Genomic DNA, 13,636 nt, shown 5'->3' on the forward strand with positions numbered 1-13,636 from the left:
TTGTGTGCCCTGACTTACAGACGTGAAATCGACAAGCCGCCATCCACCGGGATGGCGGCACCGTTCGCAAAGTGCATGTGCCCTTGAACCAGTGGGACGACAACTGACCCAATATCCTCGGGCTCACCCCAGCGTGCCGCGGGAACAAGACCGCCCTCGATTCGGTCGGTATACTTGTCGCGCACGCCCGCCGTCATCTCGGTCGCGATGATACCCGGTCGTAGCTCAAAGACACCGATGCCTTCGGGGGCCAAGCGTACTGCGAACAACTGAGCCATCATCGCTGCGGCCGCCTTGGACACGCAGTAATCGGCGCGTTCGATCGACACCATTGTCGCGCTGACAGAGGTGACAAAGGTGATCGAACGATAGGTATCTTGCGTCTGCTCCAACATGCGCCGGGCCACCTCTTGCGCCAGAAAAAACGCGCCACGCAGGTTGATGTTCTGCACGAAATCCCAATTCTCGGGCTTCAGGTCCAGCATGTCACCGCGCACTGGCGCCCCTACGCCTGCATTGTTGATAAACGCGGTGATCGGGCCCAAATCGGCTTCGATCTGATCCAGTAGCGCCGGAACGTGATCAATGTCGGACACGTCGTGCTGCACATAAATTGCGCTTGGGCCAAGCTCTGCCAAAGTCGTCTCAACGACCGGTTTGTAGGGCGCCGAGCGAGAGGCTATTGCGACCTTGTACCCTGCGGCGATCAAGGCGCGCGCCACCCCGAGTCCAATGCCCTGTTGTCCTCCGGTCACCAATGCTGTTCCGGTCATGCGGCAAACTCCGTTTCAATAATGTGACGACCTGCCCGGAGTGCGAGTGCGGCTATAGTAAGAGCCGGATTCACTGCCGCAGATGTCGGAAGAACTGACGCGTCGGCGATGAACAGGTTCTTGTGGTCGTGGCTGCGGCAGAACGTGTCGACGACACTGCTTGCCGGGTCATTACCCATCCGCGCTGTGCCGCATTGATGCGACGGAGTGCGCCGATCAAATGGTCGCGACAGTACCACAGGAAACCCCGCCTGCTTCAGATGCGCCTTTAGCCGCGCAACCAAGGCCTCGTGCGCCGCCCAATTCGAGCGTTTCCAGTCCAGCGTGATTTGGTCTCCTTCGACCGTCACCCGGCTGTCTGGGTTCGGCAGGTCTTCGGACATGGCATAGAAATCAAAGCTGCGATTGGCGATTAGCGCTGCAATTGGCCTCGGCAGGCTGGTTTGCGACGAAAGGATCGGCCCGGTGATCTTTCCCAGCATCTGAATATTGCCCAATGGCAAACCACCCTGCCCGCCGCTGTTGTAATAGTCGTTAAACATCAACGTTTTCTGATAGACCGCCCTATTTCGACGCAGCGGATGAAGGGCCAGCACCGCCGAACAATTGTGGTTCATAAAGTTCCGTCCGACCTGATCGGACCGATTGGCAAGACCGGTTGGACAATTGTCGTTCGCGGACTGCAGCAACAGTGCCGAGGACTGTACCGCACCTGCTGCAAGCACGATGACCTGCGCATGCAGGGTACCGTGACCATCAACTTCGACACTTGTGACACGACCAACGGCATCAGCCTTCAATTTTCGGACACGCGCGTCAGTTAAAAGCTCGACATTCCTATGCTTCAATGCCTCGGCGAGGGCACAGGTTTCGGCGTCCATTTTGCCGCCGCATGTATTGGGAAACGCATCCCAAGTTGTTTGCCCAGCCCGCAACCAGGTTTCAATATCCACGCCCAACGGCACTGAGGATGGCGTCAGGCCTGCGTGGCTTAGCCGGTTCCTCAGGTCTGCAATATCAACCTCATCCGGCACAGGTGGGTGCGGGTAACCCCTACTGTGCGGCGGTTCGGTGGGGTCCTCTTTGGTGGTCCCACGTGCGTCGTAAAGCTGTTCCGCGGTGGTGTAATCCGCCTCAAGCTCTTCATAGGGCATGGGCCAGCCGCGCGAGTAACCACCCATATGCTGACGCGGCTCAAAATCCTCTTTCCGATAGCGTATCAAAGCTGCGCCGTAGAACTTAGAATTTCCACCAACGCAGTAGTAGTTTCCGGGGTTAAAAGGTTTGCCTGCTCCATCTAGCCATGTTTCATCGGGGCGAAAGTGCTCGTTGGCAAAGATCGCTTTCGGGTCTCGATCCTGCGGTGAGGGCTGCAACCGCTTTCCTCGTTCAAGGATCAGAATGCGACGACCGGACGGAGCCAACGCCGCAGCCAGCGTTGCCCCCCCGATACCCGTCCCAATGATTATGACGTCAGCTCGATTCATGGAAGAATCCGCATCTCGCTTTCGGGATCAAAAGCCACGGCCTTTTCCATGTTCACTGCAAAGTTGAAATCCTGACCCGGTGCCACTTCGGCATCCGAACGCATACGCGCGATCACATCTCGTCCACCCAATTGCATCGAGACGAAGGTGTCCGATCCAGCGGGCTCCGTCACCACGATACGGTTGGCCATCTGCGCGATGTTCGACGACTTTCGATCCGCGCCATCCATATCGGTGATAGTCTCTGGGCGGATTCCCAACAAGATCTCGCGCCCATCCCATGCGGCCAAATTGTCCTGACTGAATGGAAGTTGCGCCATAGATCCATCGTGAACGGCGACCTCTGCATGAGGGCGGCCATTCAAATCCGTAACCTTGGCCGGTACCACGTTCATCGCAGGCGAACCCATGAATGTTGCAACGAAGATATTCGCAGGCGTGTCATAGATTTCCTGCGGCGTACCCAGCTGTTGGACATAACCGCCGTTCATCACGGCGATCCGGCTTGAAAGCGTCATCGCCTCGATCTGGTCATGCGTCACATAGACGATGGTGGTCCCGAGATTTTGATGCAGCTTCTTGATCTCGGTTCGCATGTCGACGCGAAGCTTGGCATCGAGGTTCGAGAGCGGTTCATCGAACAGAAAGACATCAGGGTTCCGTACTAACGCGCGACCCATTGCAACCCGCTGGCGCTGTCCGCCCGACAACTGACCGGGCTTACGATCCAGCAACTGCTCGATCTGTAAGAGCTTGGCAACTTCTTGCATCGCTTTGTCGCGTTCAGGCTTGGGCACACCATGCATCTCAAGACCGAAAGTGATGTTCTGCCCGACCGTCATATTAGGATACAAAGCATAGCTTTGGAAAACCATGGCAATGTTGCGGTTGGACGGGTGCACCCCGTTCATCACCTGATCCTTGATGCGGATTTCGCCGCTGGTGATCTCTTCCAGCCCCGCGATCATGTTCAGCAGAGTGGATTTGCCACAGCCCGAGGGGCCGACCAGAACCAGGAACTCTCCTTCCTGCACCGAGATGTCGACTTTGTGCAGAACCTCGACCGCCCCGTAGGATTTGGTCGCGTTGTCTATGTCTAGAAAACCCATGAGGTCTTATCCTTTCACCGAACCCGCCATCAGGCCGCGGACGAAGTATCGACCGGCCACGATGTAGACGAGCAGAGTTGGCATGGCCGCCAGAATGGCGCCTGCAAAATGAACGTTGTATTCCTTCACACCGGTTGATGACTGCACCAGATTGTTCAGTGCCACCGTCATCGGTTGGCTGTTGGCATCGGCAAAGGACGCGCCGAACAGAAAGTCATTCCAGATGTTGGTGAACTGCCAGATGATCGAAACCACGGCGATCGGCCCGGAACTGGGCAGAAGAATGCGCCAGAAAATCTGGAAGAACCCGGCGCCATCAATCTGCGCCGCACGGATCAGCTCGGTTGGGAACACGGCATAGTAGTTGCGAAAGTACAGCGTAGTGAAGCCGATCCCATAGACCACGTGTACCAGCGCAAGACCCCACGTGGTACCTGCCAGCCCGATGATACCCAGCATCCGCGCCATCGGGATCAGCACGATCTGGAAAGGGATGAAACAGGCGAACAGCATCAGACCGAATAAGATGGTGTCGTACTTGAAGCGCCATTTGGTCAGCACATAGCCGTTCAACGCGCCGAGGATGGTCGAGACGATCACCGCCGGAACCACCATCTTGATCGAGTTCCAGAAGTAGGGTTTCAACCCTGTCGGATCGACGCCGATCTGCGCCGAAGACCACGCCTTGAGCCACGGCTCAATCGTGAACACCTGCGGCAGGTTCATCATGCCGCCGCCGGTGATCTCTTCCAATGGCTTCACCGAGTTCACCAGCATGACATAAAGCGGCAGCAGGTAGAACAGACCGAACAGAAGCAGCACCAGATAGATCAACGTGCGCGTAACGCGGCCTGTTCGGATTGCGGTATCCTGTGTAGCTTGAGACATCAGCGTTTCTCCCGCAATTCGGCGTAAAGATACGGGATCATGATCGCGGCAATGGTCATCAGCATGATCGTGGCCGAGGCCGCACCGATGCCCATCTGGTTCCGTGTAAACGTATAGGAATACATGAAGGTTGCGGGCAGTTCGGTAGCACGACCGGGCCCACCCCCGGTCAGGGCGATGACAAGGTCAAAGGTCTTGATCGCCAGGTGGCTGAGGATCACGAAGGCCGACAAGAAGGCTGGTCGTAGTTGCGGGATAATGATCCGGCGATAGAGGTTCCAGTTCGACGCGCCGTCCATCTGCGCAGCCCGCAGAATTTCATTGTCGATCCCACGCAGGCCAGCCAGAAACATTGCCATCACGAAGCCGCTCGTCTGCCAGACGGCTGCTAGAACAACTGTGTAGATGGCGTAATCACGGTTTTTTATCCAGTCGAACTCGAAGCTGGTCCAGCCCCATGTGTGCATCACGTTTTCCAACCCGATGCCAGGGTCAAGGAACCACTTCCAGGCTGTACCGGTGACGATGAAGCTCAGAGCCATCGGATAGAGGTAGATGGGACGCAGCAGCCCTTCCCCCCGGATTTTCTGATCAAGGAAGATCGCTAGACCCAGGCCGATACAGGTGCAGATCACGATGTATAGGCTCGCGAAAATCCCCATATTGATCAACGAGGTTTCCCAATGGCTCAGCCGCCACAGTTTGTCGTAGTTTTCCCATCCGACCCATCCAAAGGACGGCAGGATGCGACTGTCGGTGAATGACAGGTAGACCGAAAACAGAATGAACCCGTAGACAAAGACCAGCATCATCGCCAGTGACGGTGACAGGACCAGCTTGGGTATCCAGTTCTGAAGGCGTGTCTTAAAATCCGCGTCGGCTGAAGCAGCCATGGCGCGCCCTCCTCGTTCGAGTCGTGTTAGATCGGAGCTTTTGCGCCCGTTTGGTGACAGGGCGGCCAGACCGCCGCCCCATCGGGAGGATCACTTGTGGATCACTTGTGGATCACTTGGCGATCGAAACGGCGTCAACCAGTTCGGTCACGGCATCTTCGCTGCCGTACTCGCCGTTAAAGTGGGCGGTCACCACGTCATAGACGGCGTTCTTGACTGACGCGGGCGCGGCATGTCCGTGTGCCATCGAGCCGAACAGGTTGCCTGACGAAGCCGCGGCGGCCAAATCTTTCATGCCCTGCTGACCACACGCATCCAGATCGCTGCCATCCACGTCAGTACGAGCCGGGACAGAGCCCTTCACCTTGTTAAAGGCAATCTGGAAGGATGGCGAAAGGATCGCGCTGGCCAGCGCGGCTTGCTCGGCCGATACCGTACCGCCCTGATCAAACATCATGAACTGATCAGCGTTGAAGGTGACCTGATCCTGAGTACCCGGGAAACGGAAGCACAAAAAGTCTTCACCCGGCACTTTGCCCGCGTTCAGGAATTCGCCTTTGGCCCAATCACCCATCATCTGGAAGCCGGCTTCGCCGTTGATGACCATCGCCGTCGCCAGGTTCCAGTCACGACCCGAGAAGTTCTCATCCACGTTGTCGCGGATAAAGGCCATACGGTCGAACGCTTCTTTCATCGCGTCGCCACCCAGCGTTTCCTCGTCCAAGTCGATGAAGGCCGCTTTGTAGCCGTCAGGCCCCAGCGTCGACATCGCGATAGCATCGAACACGGTCGCGTCCTGCCATGCCTGACCACCATGCGCGATCGGAGTGACACCAGCAGCTTTCAACGCCTCAACTGCGGCGACGAATTCGTCCCAGTTGGTGGGCTGTGCAATGCCGTTGGCGTCCAGCACCGCCTTGTTAGCCCAGACCCAGTTGGTCGAATGCACGTTCACAGGGGCCGAGACCCATTTGCCGTCATGCTTGGCGAAGGCTTTCAGCGCATCTGGGACGACGTCATCCCAACCTTCCTGGGCTGCCACTTCGTTCAGATCGGCCAGCGCGCCCTGATCGGCCCAGTCCAGAATGTCAAAGCCCAGAGCCTGAACGGCTGTTGGAGCGTTGCCTGCGGTGACGCGTGCGCGCAGAACGGTCATCGCCTGCTCACCACCGCCACCTGCAACAGGCATGTCGGTCCAGCCGATGCCCTGTCCGGACAGGTCGTCCTTGAGAACGTTCAATGCTGCAGCCTCACCGCCAGAAGTCCACCAGTGCAGAACTTCCACGTCTTCAGCGTGCGCAAGGCTGGTCGTGCACAGTAGACCTGCCACAAACAGCGATTTTGTCTTCAAAAATTTACGCATTCTTGTTTCCTCCCTTAATGCGTTATTCTCACTCGGGACCAATCTGGTGCCCGGTCTTAGTCGTGCGGAACCCATGGCGCCCGGCTGTTGCCGACGCGCATGACCACTGATTTCACTTCGAAGAATTCCTCGAACCCATATCGTCCGATTTCCCGCCCCTGCCCGGATTGTTTGACCCCACCGAAAGCGACCTCGGGGAACCCGTCCATCCAGGTATTGGTCCAGACCGTTCCCGCTTCTGCTCGGCGGGCAAACTCTAGGCAGGTGTGAACGTTTTCGCTCCAGACCCCTGCCGACAGACCGTAAGCGCTATCATTGGTGAGCGCGATGGCTTCGTCTAGTGTTTTGAAAGTCAAAACAGACAGAACAGGCCCGAATATTTCATCGCGGGCAATGGGCATGTCGGGCGAGACGTCGGAAATCACCGTCGGCTGATAGAACTGAGCGCCGAGGCCTTCAACTTCCAGCGGCTCACCACCCAGATCAATAGTCGCACCGGAAGCTTGCGCCTGTTTAACATACGCGTCGATTTTTGAGTTGTGCGCGGACGTTACGATAGCCCCAACCTGCGTCGTCGGGTCCAGAGGATCGCCGAATTTGACTTTGCGCGAAAGGGCGATGACACGTTCGCGGAATTCATCGGCAATGTCCTCATGCACGATGATGCGACTGCTTGAATTGCAGCACTGGCCCACATTGAAATAAACACCGAACACAACCGCATCAGCGGCTGCATTTAGATCGGCGTCGGGAAAGATGACCTGTGGGTTCTTGCCCCCAAGCTCAAGCGCGACTTTCTTGAGTGTATCCGATGCTACTGCGCTGATCGTCTTGCCCACAGCCGTTGAGCCCGTAAAGCTGATCATGTCCACGCTGTCATGGCTCGACATCACACTGCCAACGGGAACTCCGTAGCCCAGAACGATATTACATACACCGGCGGGCAATCCAGCTTCGACCAGCAACTCGCCCAGCATCAAGGTTGTCGACGGTGTCATCTCAGACGGCTTCACAACAACGGTGCAACCAGCCGCCAACGCGAAGGGCAGCTTCTGACTGAGAATCCAGAAGGGGAAGTTCCACGGCGTAATGATGGACACGACACCGATGGGTTCCTTCAGCACGACACCCATCATGTCTGCGCCAAGAGTGTTGTGGCTGTCGCCGTGTGTGCTGCGTGCCAATGAGGCCGCATAGCGCCAAAGGTCTGCTGCACCGCCGACCTCGCCCTTGGATTGGCTGATCGGCTTACCGCTTTCCAGCGTTTCGATCAGCGCGATCCGGTTGACATTCTGCTCAATCAGGTCGGCAACCTTCAGCAAAACGGTGGCCCGTTCTTTGCCTGATGCCCGGCTCCAATCACCGCTGTCGAACACCTTGCGCGCCGCCTGGATCGCGGCCTCGGCTTCAGCCTCGCCACCCAAGGCCGAACGGCTGACGATGTGCCCGTGCGAGGGCGAGCGCCGTTCGAACGTCTCACCCGACGCGCTATTCTGCCACCTGCCATCGATGAGATGCCGACCTTCGAACAACGGCGGCAACTCGAACGGGATGGCAGGGTTGATGGTGATATCTTTCATATTGTCAAAGGCCAGAAAATGTGGGGTTACGTTTTTCCATGAATGCGGCAACGCCTTCTTCGCGGTCCGCTGAGGCGGCAATCGCTGCGCTACCAAGGGTTTCGACCACGGCATGAGTGTCTTCACCGACCGCTGCATGGATCATGTTTTTTGAGATTTCGGTGGCGCGAGGCGAGAGGTCGCTAAGTTCGGCGGTGATCTCAAGCGCGCGCGCCAGAACGTCGTCAGTCACCTCGGTCGCATAGCCCAAGGCCACGGCGCGGTCAGCACCAATACGGCGCCCAAAGAGTGCCATCTCTTTCACCGCAGCTTCGGGGATCAGCCGGGTCAACCGCTGTGTCCCGGACCAGCCGGGTACAATCCCAACCCGAGCTTCAGGCAAAGCCAGCGTGGACCGCGGGGTCATCAGGCGCAGATCGCAGCAACTGGCCAGCTCTAGCCCACCGCCGAACGCATGACCGTTGATCGCAGCAATTGTTGGCTTGCCGATCCGCGCCAGGCGGTCAAAGATGCGATGTCCATCACGGACCCAATGGCGCGCGAATTCAGCGGGGCTCAGACCACCCCAAGCGCCAATATCGGCCCCACAACAGAACGCTTTTTCACCCGCGCCCGTCAGAACAAGCGCACGAATAGACACGTCACGCTCGACCTCTGTCAGGCCAGCTTCCAGCGCGTGCAGTATATCTACAGTTAGCGCATTGAGCTTGGCCTCGTTGTCCAAAGTCAGGACGGCGGTTGCACCCTCGATATGAATGCGCAGTTTGCTCAAAGTGTCATCCCCATCGAGCCAACTGCGAATAGCGACTTGGGCATCTGAACCGCGTTTTCCGCGACTTTGACGCGACCGCCTGAAGCTTCGACAATATCGCGCTGCACCTCAATGCCGGGCATGATTTCCGTCGCGACCAGCCCCTGATCCGTCAGGCGAATAACGCAACGCTCGGTTACATAGAGCACATCCTGACCGGTTTCCCGGGCACGGCGGCCCGAGAATGTGACATGTTCGACCTGATCCACCATCTTGGTGAATTTTCCGGGGGCATTCACACGGATACCATCATCCGCCAGATCAATCTTGGCGCCAGCTTCGAACCAGCCCGAGAACACGATCTTTTTGGCCCGCGCGGTGATATCGACAAAACCGCCGCACCCTGCTGTCAAATAGGGCTTCTTACCCAGTTTGGAGACGTTCACATTGCCTTCGACATCAACCTCGAGGAACGAGAGGAACGACATATCGAAGCCGCCGCCCTGGAAATAAATGAACTGCTGTGGGGACGGCACGAAAGCATGTGCGTTGGACGCGCAGCCAAAGGCAAATCCGGTCAATGGGACGCCTCCAACGGCCCCTTGCTCAATCGCCCATGTCACAGCCTGAGGATGCCCCTCTTCCAACAAAACACGCGGGACCATAGCGCTGATTCCAAAACCCAAGTTGGCGCTCATGCCGCTGCGGAGTTCTTGGGCGGCGCGACGCGCGATGACCTTTTCGACGCCATGCTCAGCCAGTGAAAAGCTGTCCCAAGGGCGCATGATCTGGCCAGAAATCGCTGGATCATAGGACGTTTCAGTAGTTTGCATCTGCTCCGGGTCTTCAACGATCAGGTCGACCAGATGCCCCGGCACGCGCACTTCATGGGGGCGCAGGCTTCCGGCGGCAGTCACACGTTGAACCTGTGCGATCACGATCCCACCGTGGTTGCGGACGCAGATCGCTTGCTCTAGCCCGCCCAAATAAGCGCCTTCATGCTCATAGGTCAGGTTGCCAAACTCATCCGCCGTGGTTGCGCGCAAAACGCAAACGTTCGGGTTGATGTTTGGGAAGTGCAGCCAGGTCTGACCGTCGAACTCTCTCCGGTTCACGATGGGCGTTGCCGCGCCACGCGCATTCATCGCGCACCCTTCGCGGACAGGGTCCACGAAGGTTTCAAGCCCGACTTGCGTCAGAACACCAGGCCGATGCGCTGCGGCCTCGCGATGCATGTCGAACAGAATTCCCGACGGCACGTTATATGCGGCGACCCGATCCTCGACGATCATTTTCCAGATTTCCGGCATCTCAAGGCTGGAAGGGCCCGACGGGTACGATCCGGCAAGAACGCGGCTTAGCAATCCATCCTGCGCCAGATAATCCATGCCCTTCACGCCATACATATCACCGGCGGCTATAGGGTGCAGCGTTGTAATGTTGCGCGGATGCCCTTCAGAGCGAAACCGTTCTCCAAGTGCCTTCAGCACGAGGTCAGGGCACCCGAGCGCAGAGGACGACGACACGGTGACAACCGCATTGTCTGGGATACGAGAAACGGCCTCGGAAACGGAAACAAGCTTGGTCATCAGAAACCGCCATAATCTATGTTGATACGTTCACCCGACGCTGCGGCCTCACGAACGCTCAGCGCGATTGACAGCGATTTCACTCCGTCAGGTCCGTCGGCAGCAGGACGGCCTTGTCCCGCCGCTGCGGAGACAAATTCCGAAACGCCTTGAACATAGAGAGAGTGGTCCGAAAACGGAATCTCTTCGCTTCCGGCTTCAGTCACCAGTTTTATTGCCCCAACAGGGCGCTGCGTCATGACGCCATCCGCAAAAATCGAGCCCTTGGTCCCGTGCACTTGCAGGCCTGATCCGGCAAAGGGGTGCGTAAAGCTTTCGTGCGTCGTGACCATCGCCCCCGATGGCATCGTCCACACGGACATGCACGAGTCTTCGACCCCCTGCCCCATCCCAGAGCTGGCCATTTGCGCGACGACGGAAATCGGGTCCTCATTGAGCAGGAACCGCGTGACATCCGCATCATGAACGACGATGTCGGGGATCACGCCGCCGCCGGCACCTGCTGAGTTAATGCGCCACCCCTGTAGGTTCCCGGGCAAATGTACCGCGTGATGTATACGCAGCGAAAGAACGTCGCCGACGCGACCGTCTGCAATGAGATCACGAATGGCACGATGGCTGCCAGAGCATCGCAGGTGGTGATTTGTACCAAAAGTCACGCCAGCCGCTTCGGCTGCGCGCACCATTTCGACAGCTTCCGCTTGCGTCATCCCGAGCGGCTTTTCACATAGAACATGCTTACCAGCCGCGATGGCAGCCATCGCCTGACCATGGTGCTTCTCATTTGTGGAGGAAATGTAGACGGCTTTCACGCCGTCGTCAGACAGCGCCGCGTTCAGGTCTGTGGTTGCATTGGGAATTCCGTGCTCCTTAGCCCATGTTTGCACCCGGTCAGGGGAATTGCTGACGACCCAGGTCACGTCGTTGCTTGCCTGCTGACGCACCGCGTCCAACATATATTGCGAAGCTATAGTGCTCGCTCCGACAAATACCCAATTCATCTGACCTCCCCAAAAAATTGGAACGTTCCAAAAAAATTAGTGGAACGTTCCAAATTTGGCAAGAAAAAACTCTATGCGCGCCTTAAAGTTCAGAAAACATGTCTAAAAACGCGACGTTAGATGCCTCATCCAAAACGATCATAGGGAACCGAAGAGATTCACGGCGTGCCGACACTCTGACTGAGTCGCAGCAATTCGCCGAGCGCCACTTGCATCAATGCGTCAGAGCGACCCCTTCCACGGTCACCCTGTGCATAAGACGTCGAAACCCATGGTAGTCGTTGATCGCCTTGTGCCACGTCGCTCTGTTATCCCAAATGGCGATATCCCCTTCCTGCCAACGCAGACGACATTGGAATTCAGGCTGCTTGCAGTGATCGTAAATCATACCCAGCACCGCGGCAGACTCATCCGCGCTCAAGCCTCTGATTTCGGTCGCGAACACGGGATTGACGAACAACCCTCGCCTACCGCTGAGAGGGTGCGTGATGACCACGGGGTGCAAAGCGTCTTGCGTGGCAGCTTCGGCGTTACCCAAACGGCCGCTTTTTGCGGCTTCTGTGTCCATGATGCTGGCGCCAAAGACATGGCGAGAGGATTGCACCGCCCACAAACCATCTAAGAAACCACGCATCGTGGGCGACAAAGCTTCGTAGGCAGCAGCCATCGACACAAACAGCGTGTCGCCACCCTGGGGCGGAACCTCTAGGGCGTGCAGGATCGAGCCCATAGCAGGCTCCTGATCATAAGAGTGGTCAGTATGCCACCCCTCTCCCACAGCTTCTTTCTGATCCTTCTCTTTCAACACCATGGCAATCTCTGGGTGGCCGACAACCGGTTTGAAAAATCGGTTCACGTTGATTGGGCCGAACCTTCTCGCAAAGGTCAGATGCTCTTGCGGACTAACGCTTTGGCCCCTCAGTGCGATAACGGAATACTCTGCGAAGGCTGACTTAATTGCGTCGAATTGATCTTCACACCGGATGTCCGCCCCGACGATTTCCGCACCCAATCCACCCGAGAGAGGTTTTACTTCCATGCGCCCTCCTCCCTGCTTCGCTCAGCCTAGAAGACGAGACATATCACTTCAATGCAATCGGCTTGGCTTCTTACAACTCCAATGGAAGATCGTCCGGATCGCTGAAGAAAGTGAACCGATGGCCGGTATATTCATCGACACGGATGTCTTCGACGAGGACACCTTTCTGTTCCAGACTGTCTTTCAGCGCCTCGATATCATCCACAACAAACGCAAGATGCCGCAGACCTCGCGCTTCGGGGCGAGACGTGCGTTTGGGCGGGTTGGGAAAGGAAAACAGTTCAATCTGAGAACCGTCCGGCAACGCCAAATCCAGCTTCCAAGATTGCCGCTCAGCCCTGAAATTCTCAGCAACAATCCTCAAACGGTGCTGTCAGACGAATTCGAACCAGTCTCAGTTTGCCGCGGGAACCGTGAACCTATCCGGAACAAAGTTGACGCCACTCGGCAAGAGCGGCGCTGCGTGTCAACTTGAAGGTGTCTCGGCTGGTGAGCGATCGTTCCTGATTGAAGTGATTGTAGACGGAGGAATGAACGGAGGCGAATTTCTGTAAACTTCGCATGCGCCTGAAACGTTGCATCGCGCGTTCGCGTCGTCGGAAAGGCAGGTGCGAGTTCTCGACGCGGTTGTTGAGCCACCTGCCCGTCCTTTGTTTTTCGAGCGCACCCAGTTCTCTGAGCGCGGCTCTGTATGAGGCAAAGCGATCCGTGACGACGGTTTCCGCTTTGCCGTGTCGCTTCATTAACTTCTTGAGGAATTTCAGTGCTGCAGCTTTGTTTCGGCGTTTGGTGACAACGGCTTCCAGCACCTCGCCTTCGTGATCAACAGCCCGCCAAAGACAATGCCGCTTGCCATTTACCTTCACGAAAACTTCGTCCACGTGCCACTTCCATTTGGAGAACGCGCGCAGTTGCTGAACACGCTTCCGTCTGATCTCAGCAGCAAACATCGGCCCGAACCTGTTCCACCAATATCGGACAGTTTCGTGGCTCACGTCGATGCCTCGCTCGTGCAACAGATCTTCGACATTCCGAAGCGAGAGCGGGAAACGGACGTACAGCATCACCGCAAGGCGGATGATCTCTGGGCTGGTTTTAAAGTACTTGAAAGAGGCAGGCTTGGTCATGGACAAAAGCTACGCAACCGCCCTGCCCCGCTCAAG

The 13,636-nt window shown here is 57.1% G+C and carries 13 protein-coding genes; all 13 read right to left on the reverse strand.

All coding sequences use genetic code 11. From position 1 onward, the window contains the following. Positions 1-14: 14 nt before the first annotated feature. The 13 genes from ACR0EN_RS05725 to ACR0EN_RS05785 all read right to left on the reverse strand — a co-directional run bounded on the left by ACR0EN_RS05725 (position 15) and on the right by ACR0EN_RS05785 (position 13,600). Positions 15-773, reverse strand: a complete 759-nt coding sequence (locus ACR0EN_RS05725) for a 3-ketoacyl-ACP reductase (RefSeq protein WP_170626377.1) — start codon at positions 771-773, stop codon at positions 15-17. Beyond that, positions 770-2,260 (reverse strand): GMC family oxidoreductase, encoded by a 1,491-nt coding sequence (locus ACR0EN_RS05730; RefSeq protein ID WP_170635340.1) that lies wholly within the window; start codon positions 2,258-2,260, stop codon positions 770-772. Before ACR0EN_RS05730 ends, ACR0EN_RS05725 begins: the two co-directional genes overlap by 4 nt. Beyond that, complete coding sequence (locus ACR0EN_RS05735; RefSeq protein WP_170818007.1) at positions 2,257-3,369, reverse strand: sn-glycerol-3-phosphate ABC transporter ATP-binding protein UgpC; 1,113 nt, start codon at positions 3,367-3,369, stop codon at positions 2,257-2,259. Before ACR0EN_RS05735 ends, ACR0EN_RS05730 begins: the two co-directional genes overlap by 4 nt. 6 nt (positions 3,370-3,375) lie before the next feature. Next, positions 3,376-4,257, reverse strand: a complete 882-nt coding sequence (locus ACR0EN_RS05740) for a carbohydrate ABC transporter permease (RefSeq protein WP_068340098.1) — start codon at positions 4,255-4,257, stop codon at positions 3,376-3,378. After that, complete coding sequence (locus ACR0EN_RS05745; RefSeq protein ID WP_170376146.1) at positions 4,257-5,150, reverse strand: carbohydrate ABC transporter permease; 894 nt, start codon at positions 5,148-5,150, stop codon at positions 4,257-4,259. Before ACR0EN_RS05745 ends, ACR0EN_RS05740 begins: the two co-directional genes overlap by 1 nt. Positions 5,151-5,262: 112 nt before the next feature. Further along, positions 5,263-6,513, reverse strand: a complete 1,251-nt coding sequence (locus tag ACR0EN_RS05750; RefSeq protein ID WP_170470399.1) for an ABC transporter substrate-binding protein — start codon at positions 6,511-6,513, stop codon at positions 5,263-5,265. A 56-nt stretch (positions 6,514-6,569) separates the two neighbouring features. Continuing rightward, positions 6,570-8,093 (reverse strand): aldehyde dehydrogenase family protein, encoded by a 1,524-nt coding sequence (locus ACR0EN_RS05755; protein ID WP_170612597.1) that lies wholly within the window; start codon positions 8,091-8,093, stop codon positions 6,570-6,572. 4 nt (positions 8,094-8,097) lie between these two features. After that, entirely contained in the window at positions 8,098-8,865 is a 768-nt protein-coding gene (locus ACR0EN_RS05760; protein ID WP_170612599.1) for an enoyl-CoA hydratase/isomerase family protein, read from the reverse strand. Further along, a complete protein-coding gene (locus tag ACR0EN_RS05765) occupies positions 8,862-10,433 on the reverse strand; it encodes a CoA-transferase (protein ID WP_170424036.1) in 1,572 nt (523 codons plus the stop codon). Before ACR0EN_RS05765 ends, ACR0EN_RS05760 begins: the two co-directional genes overlap by 4 nt. Further along, entirely contained in the window at positions 10,433-11,434 is a 1,002-nt protein-coding gene (locus tag ACR0EN_RS05770) for a Gfo/Idh/MocA family protein (protein ID WP_170612601.1), read from the reverse strand. The genes ACR0EN_RS05765 and ACR0EN_RS05770 overlap by 1 nt, the downstream gene beginning before the upstream one ends. Before the next feature lie 214 nt (positions 11,435-11,648). After that, positions 11,649-12,473, reverse strand: coding sequence for a TauD/TfdA dioxygenase family protein (locus ACR0EN_RS05775; protein ID WP_480585613.1), 825 nt, complete (start codon positions 12,471-12,473; stop codon positions 11,649-11,651). A gap of 70 nt (positions 12,474-12,543) precedes the next feature. After that, a complete protein-coding gene (gene gloA2, locus ACR0EN_RS05780; protein WP_480585616.1) occupies positions 12,544-12,837 on the reverse strand; it encodes an SMU1112c/YaeR family gloxylase I-like metalloprotein in 294 nt (97 codons plus the stop codon). Positions 12,838-12,892: 55 nt separating this feature from the next. Beyond that, positions 12,893-13,600 carry an IS6 family transposase gene (locus ACR0EN_RS05785; protein WP_029622131.1) on the reverse strand — a complete coding sequence of 236 codons (708 nt, stop codon included), beginning with the start codon at positions 13,598-13,600 and terminating at the stop codon, positions 12,893-12,895. Between the last annotated feature and the right edge of the window lie 36 nt (positions 13,601-13,636).

The organism is Ruegeria sp. AB7, assembly GCF_056542625.1.

What these genes read in the sequence shown, in the direction of transcription:
- ACR0EN_RS05730 (WP_170635340.1), bottom strand. Translation starts at nt 2,260, where the DNA reads ATGAATCGAGCTGACGTCATAATCATTGGGACGGGTATCGGGGGGGCA.
- ACR0EN_RS05745 (WP_170376146.1), bottom strand. Translation starts at nt 5,150, where the DNA reads ATGGCTGCTTCAGCCGACGCGGATTTTAAGACACGCCTTCAGAACTGG.
- ACR0EN_RS05770 (WP_170612601.1), bottom strand. Translation starts at nt 11,434, where the DNA reads ATGAATTGGGTATTTGTCGGAGCGAGCACTATAGCTTCGCAATATATG.
- ACR0EN_RS05755 (WP_170612597.1), bottom strand. Translation starts at nt 8,093, where the DNA reads ATGAAAGATATCACCATCAACCCTGCCATCCCGTTCGAGTTGCCGCCG.
- ACR0EN_RS05775 (WP_480585613.1), bottom strand. Translation starts at nt 12,473, where the DNA reads ATGGAAGTAAAACCTCTCTCGGGTGGATTGGGTGCGGAAATCGTCGGG.
- ACR0EN_RS05765 (WP_170424036.1), bottom strand. Translation starts at nt 10,433, where the DNA reads ATGACCAAGCTTGTTTCCGTTTCCGAGGCCGTTTCTCGTATCCCAGAC.
- ACR0EN_RS05785 (WP_029622131.1), bottom strand. Translation starts at nt 13,600, where the DNA reads ATGACCAAGCCTGCCTCTTTCAAGTACTTTAAAACCAGCCCAGAGATC.
- ACR0EN_RS05740 (WP_068340098.1), bottom strand. Translation starts at nt 4,257, where the DNA reads ATGTCTCAAGCTACACAGGATACCGCAATCCGAACAGGCCGCGTTACG.
- ACR0EN_RS05725 (WP_170626377.1), bottom strand. Translation starts at nt 773, where the DNA reads ATGACCGGAACAGCATTGGTGACCGGAGGACAACAGGGCATTGGACTC.
- ACR0EN_RS05735 (WP_170818007.1), bottom strand. Translation starts at nt 3,369, where the DNA reads ATGGGTTTTCTAGACATAGACAACGCGACCAAATCCTACGGGGCGGTC.
- ACR0EN_RS05750 (WP_170470399.1), bottom strand. Translation starts at nt 6,513, where the DNA reads ATGCGTAAATTTTTGAAGACAAAATCGCTGTTTGTGGCAGGTCTACTG.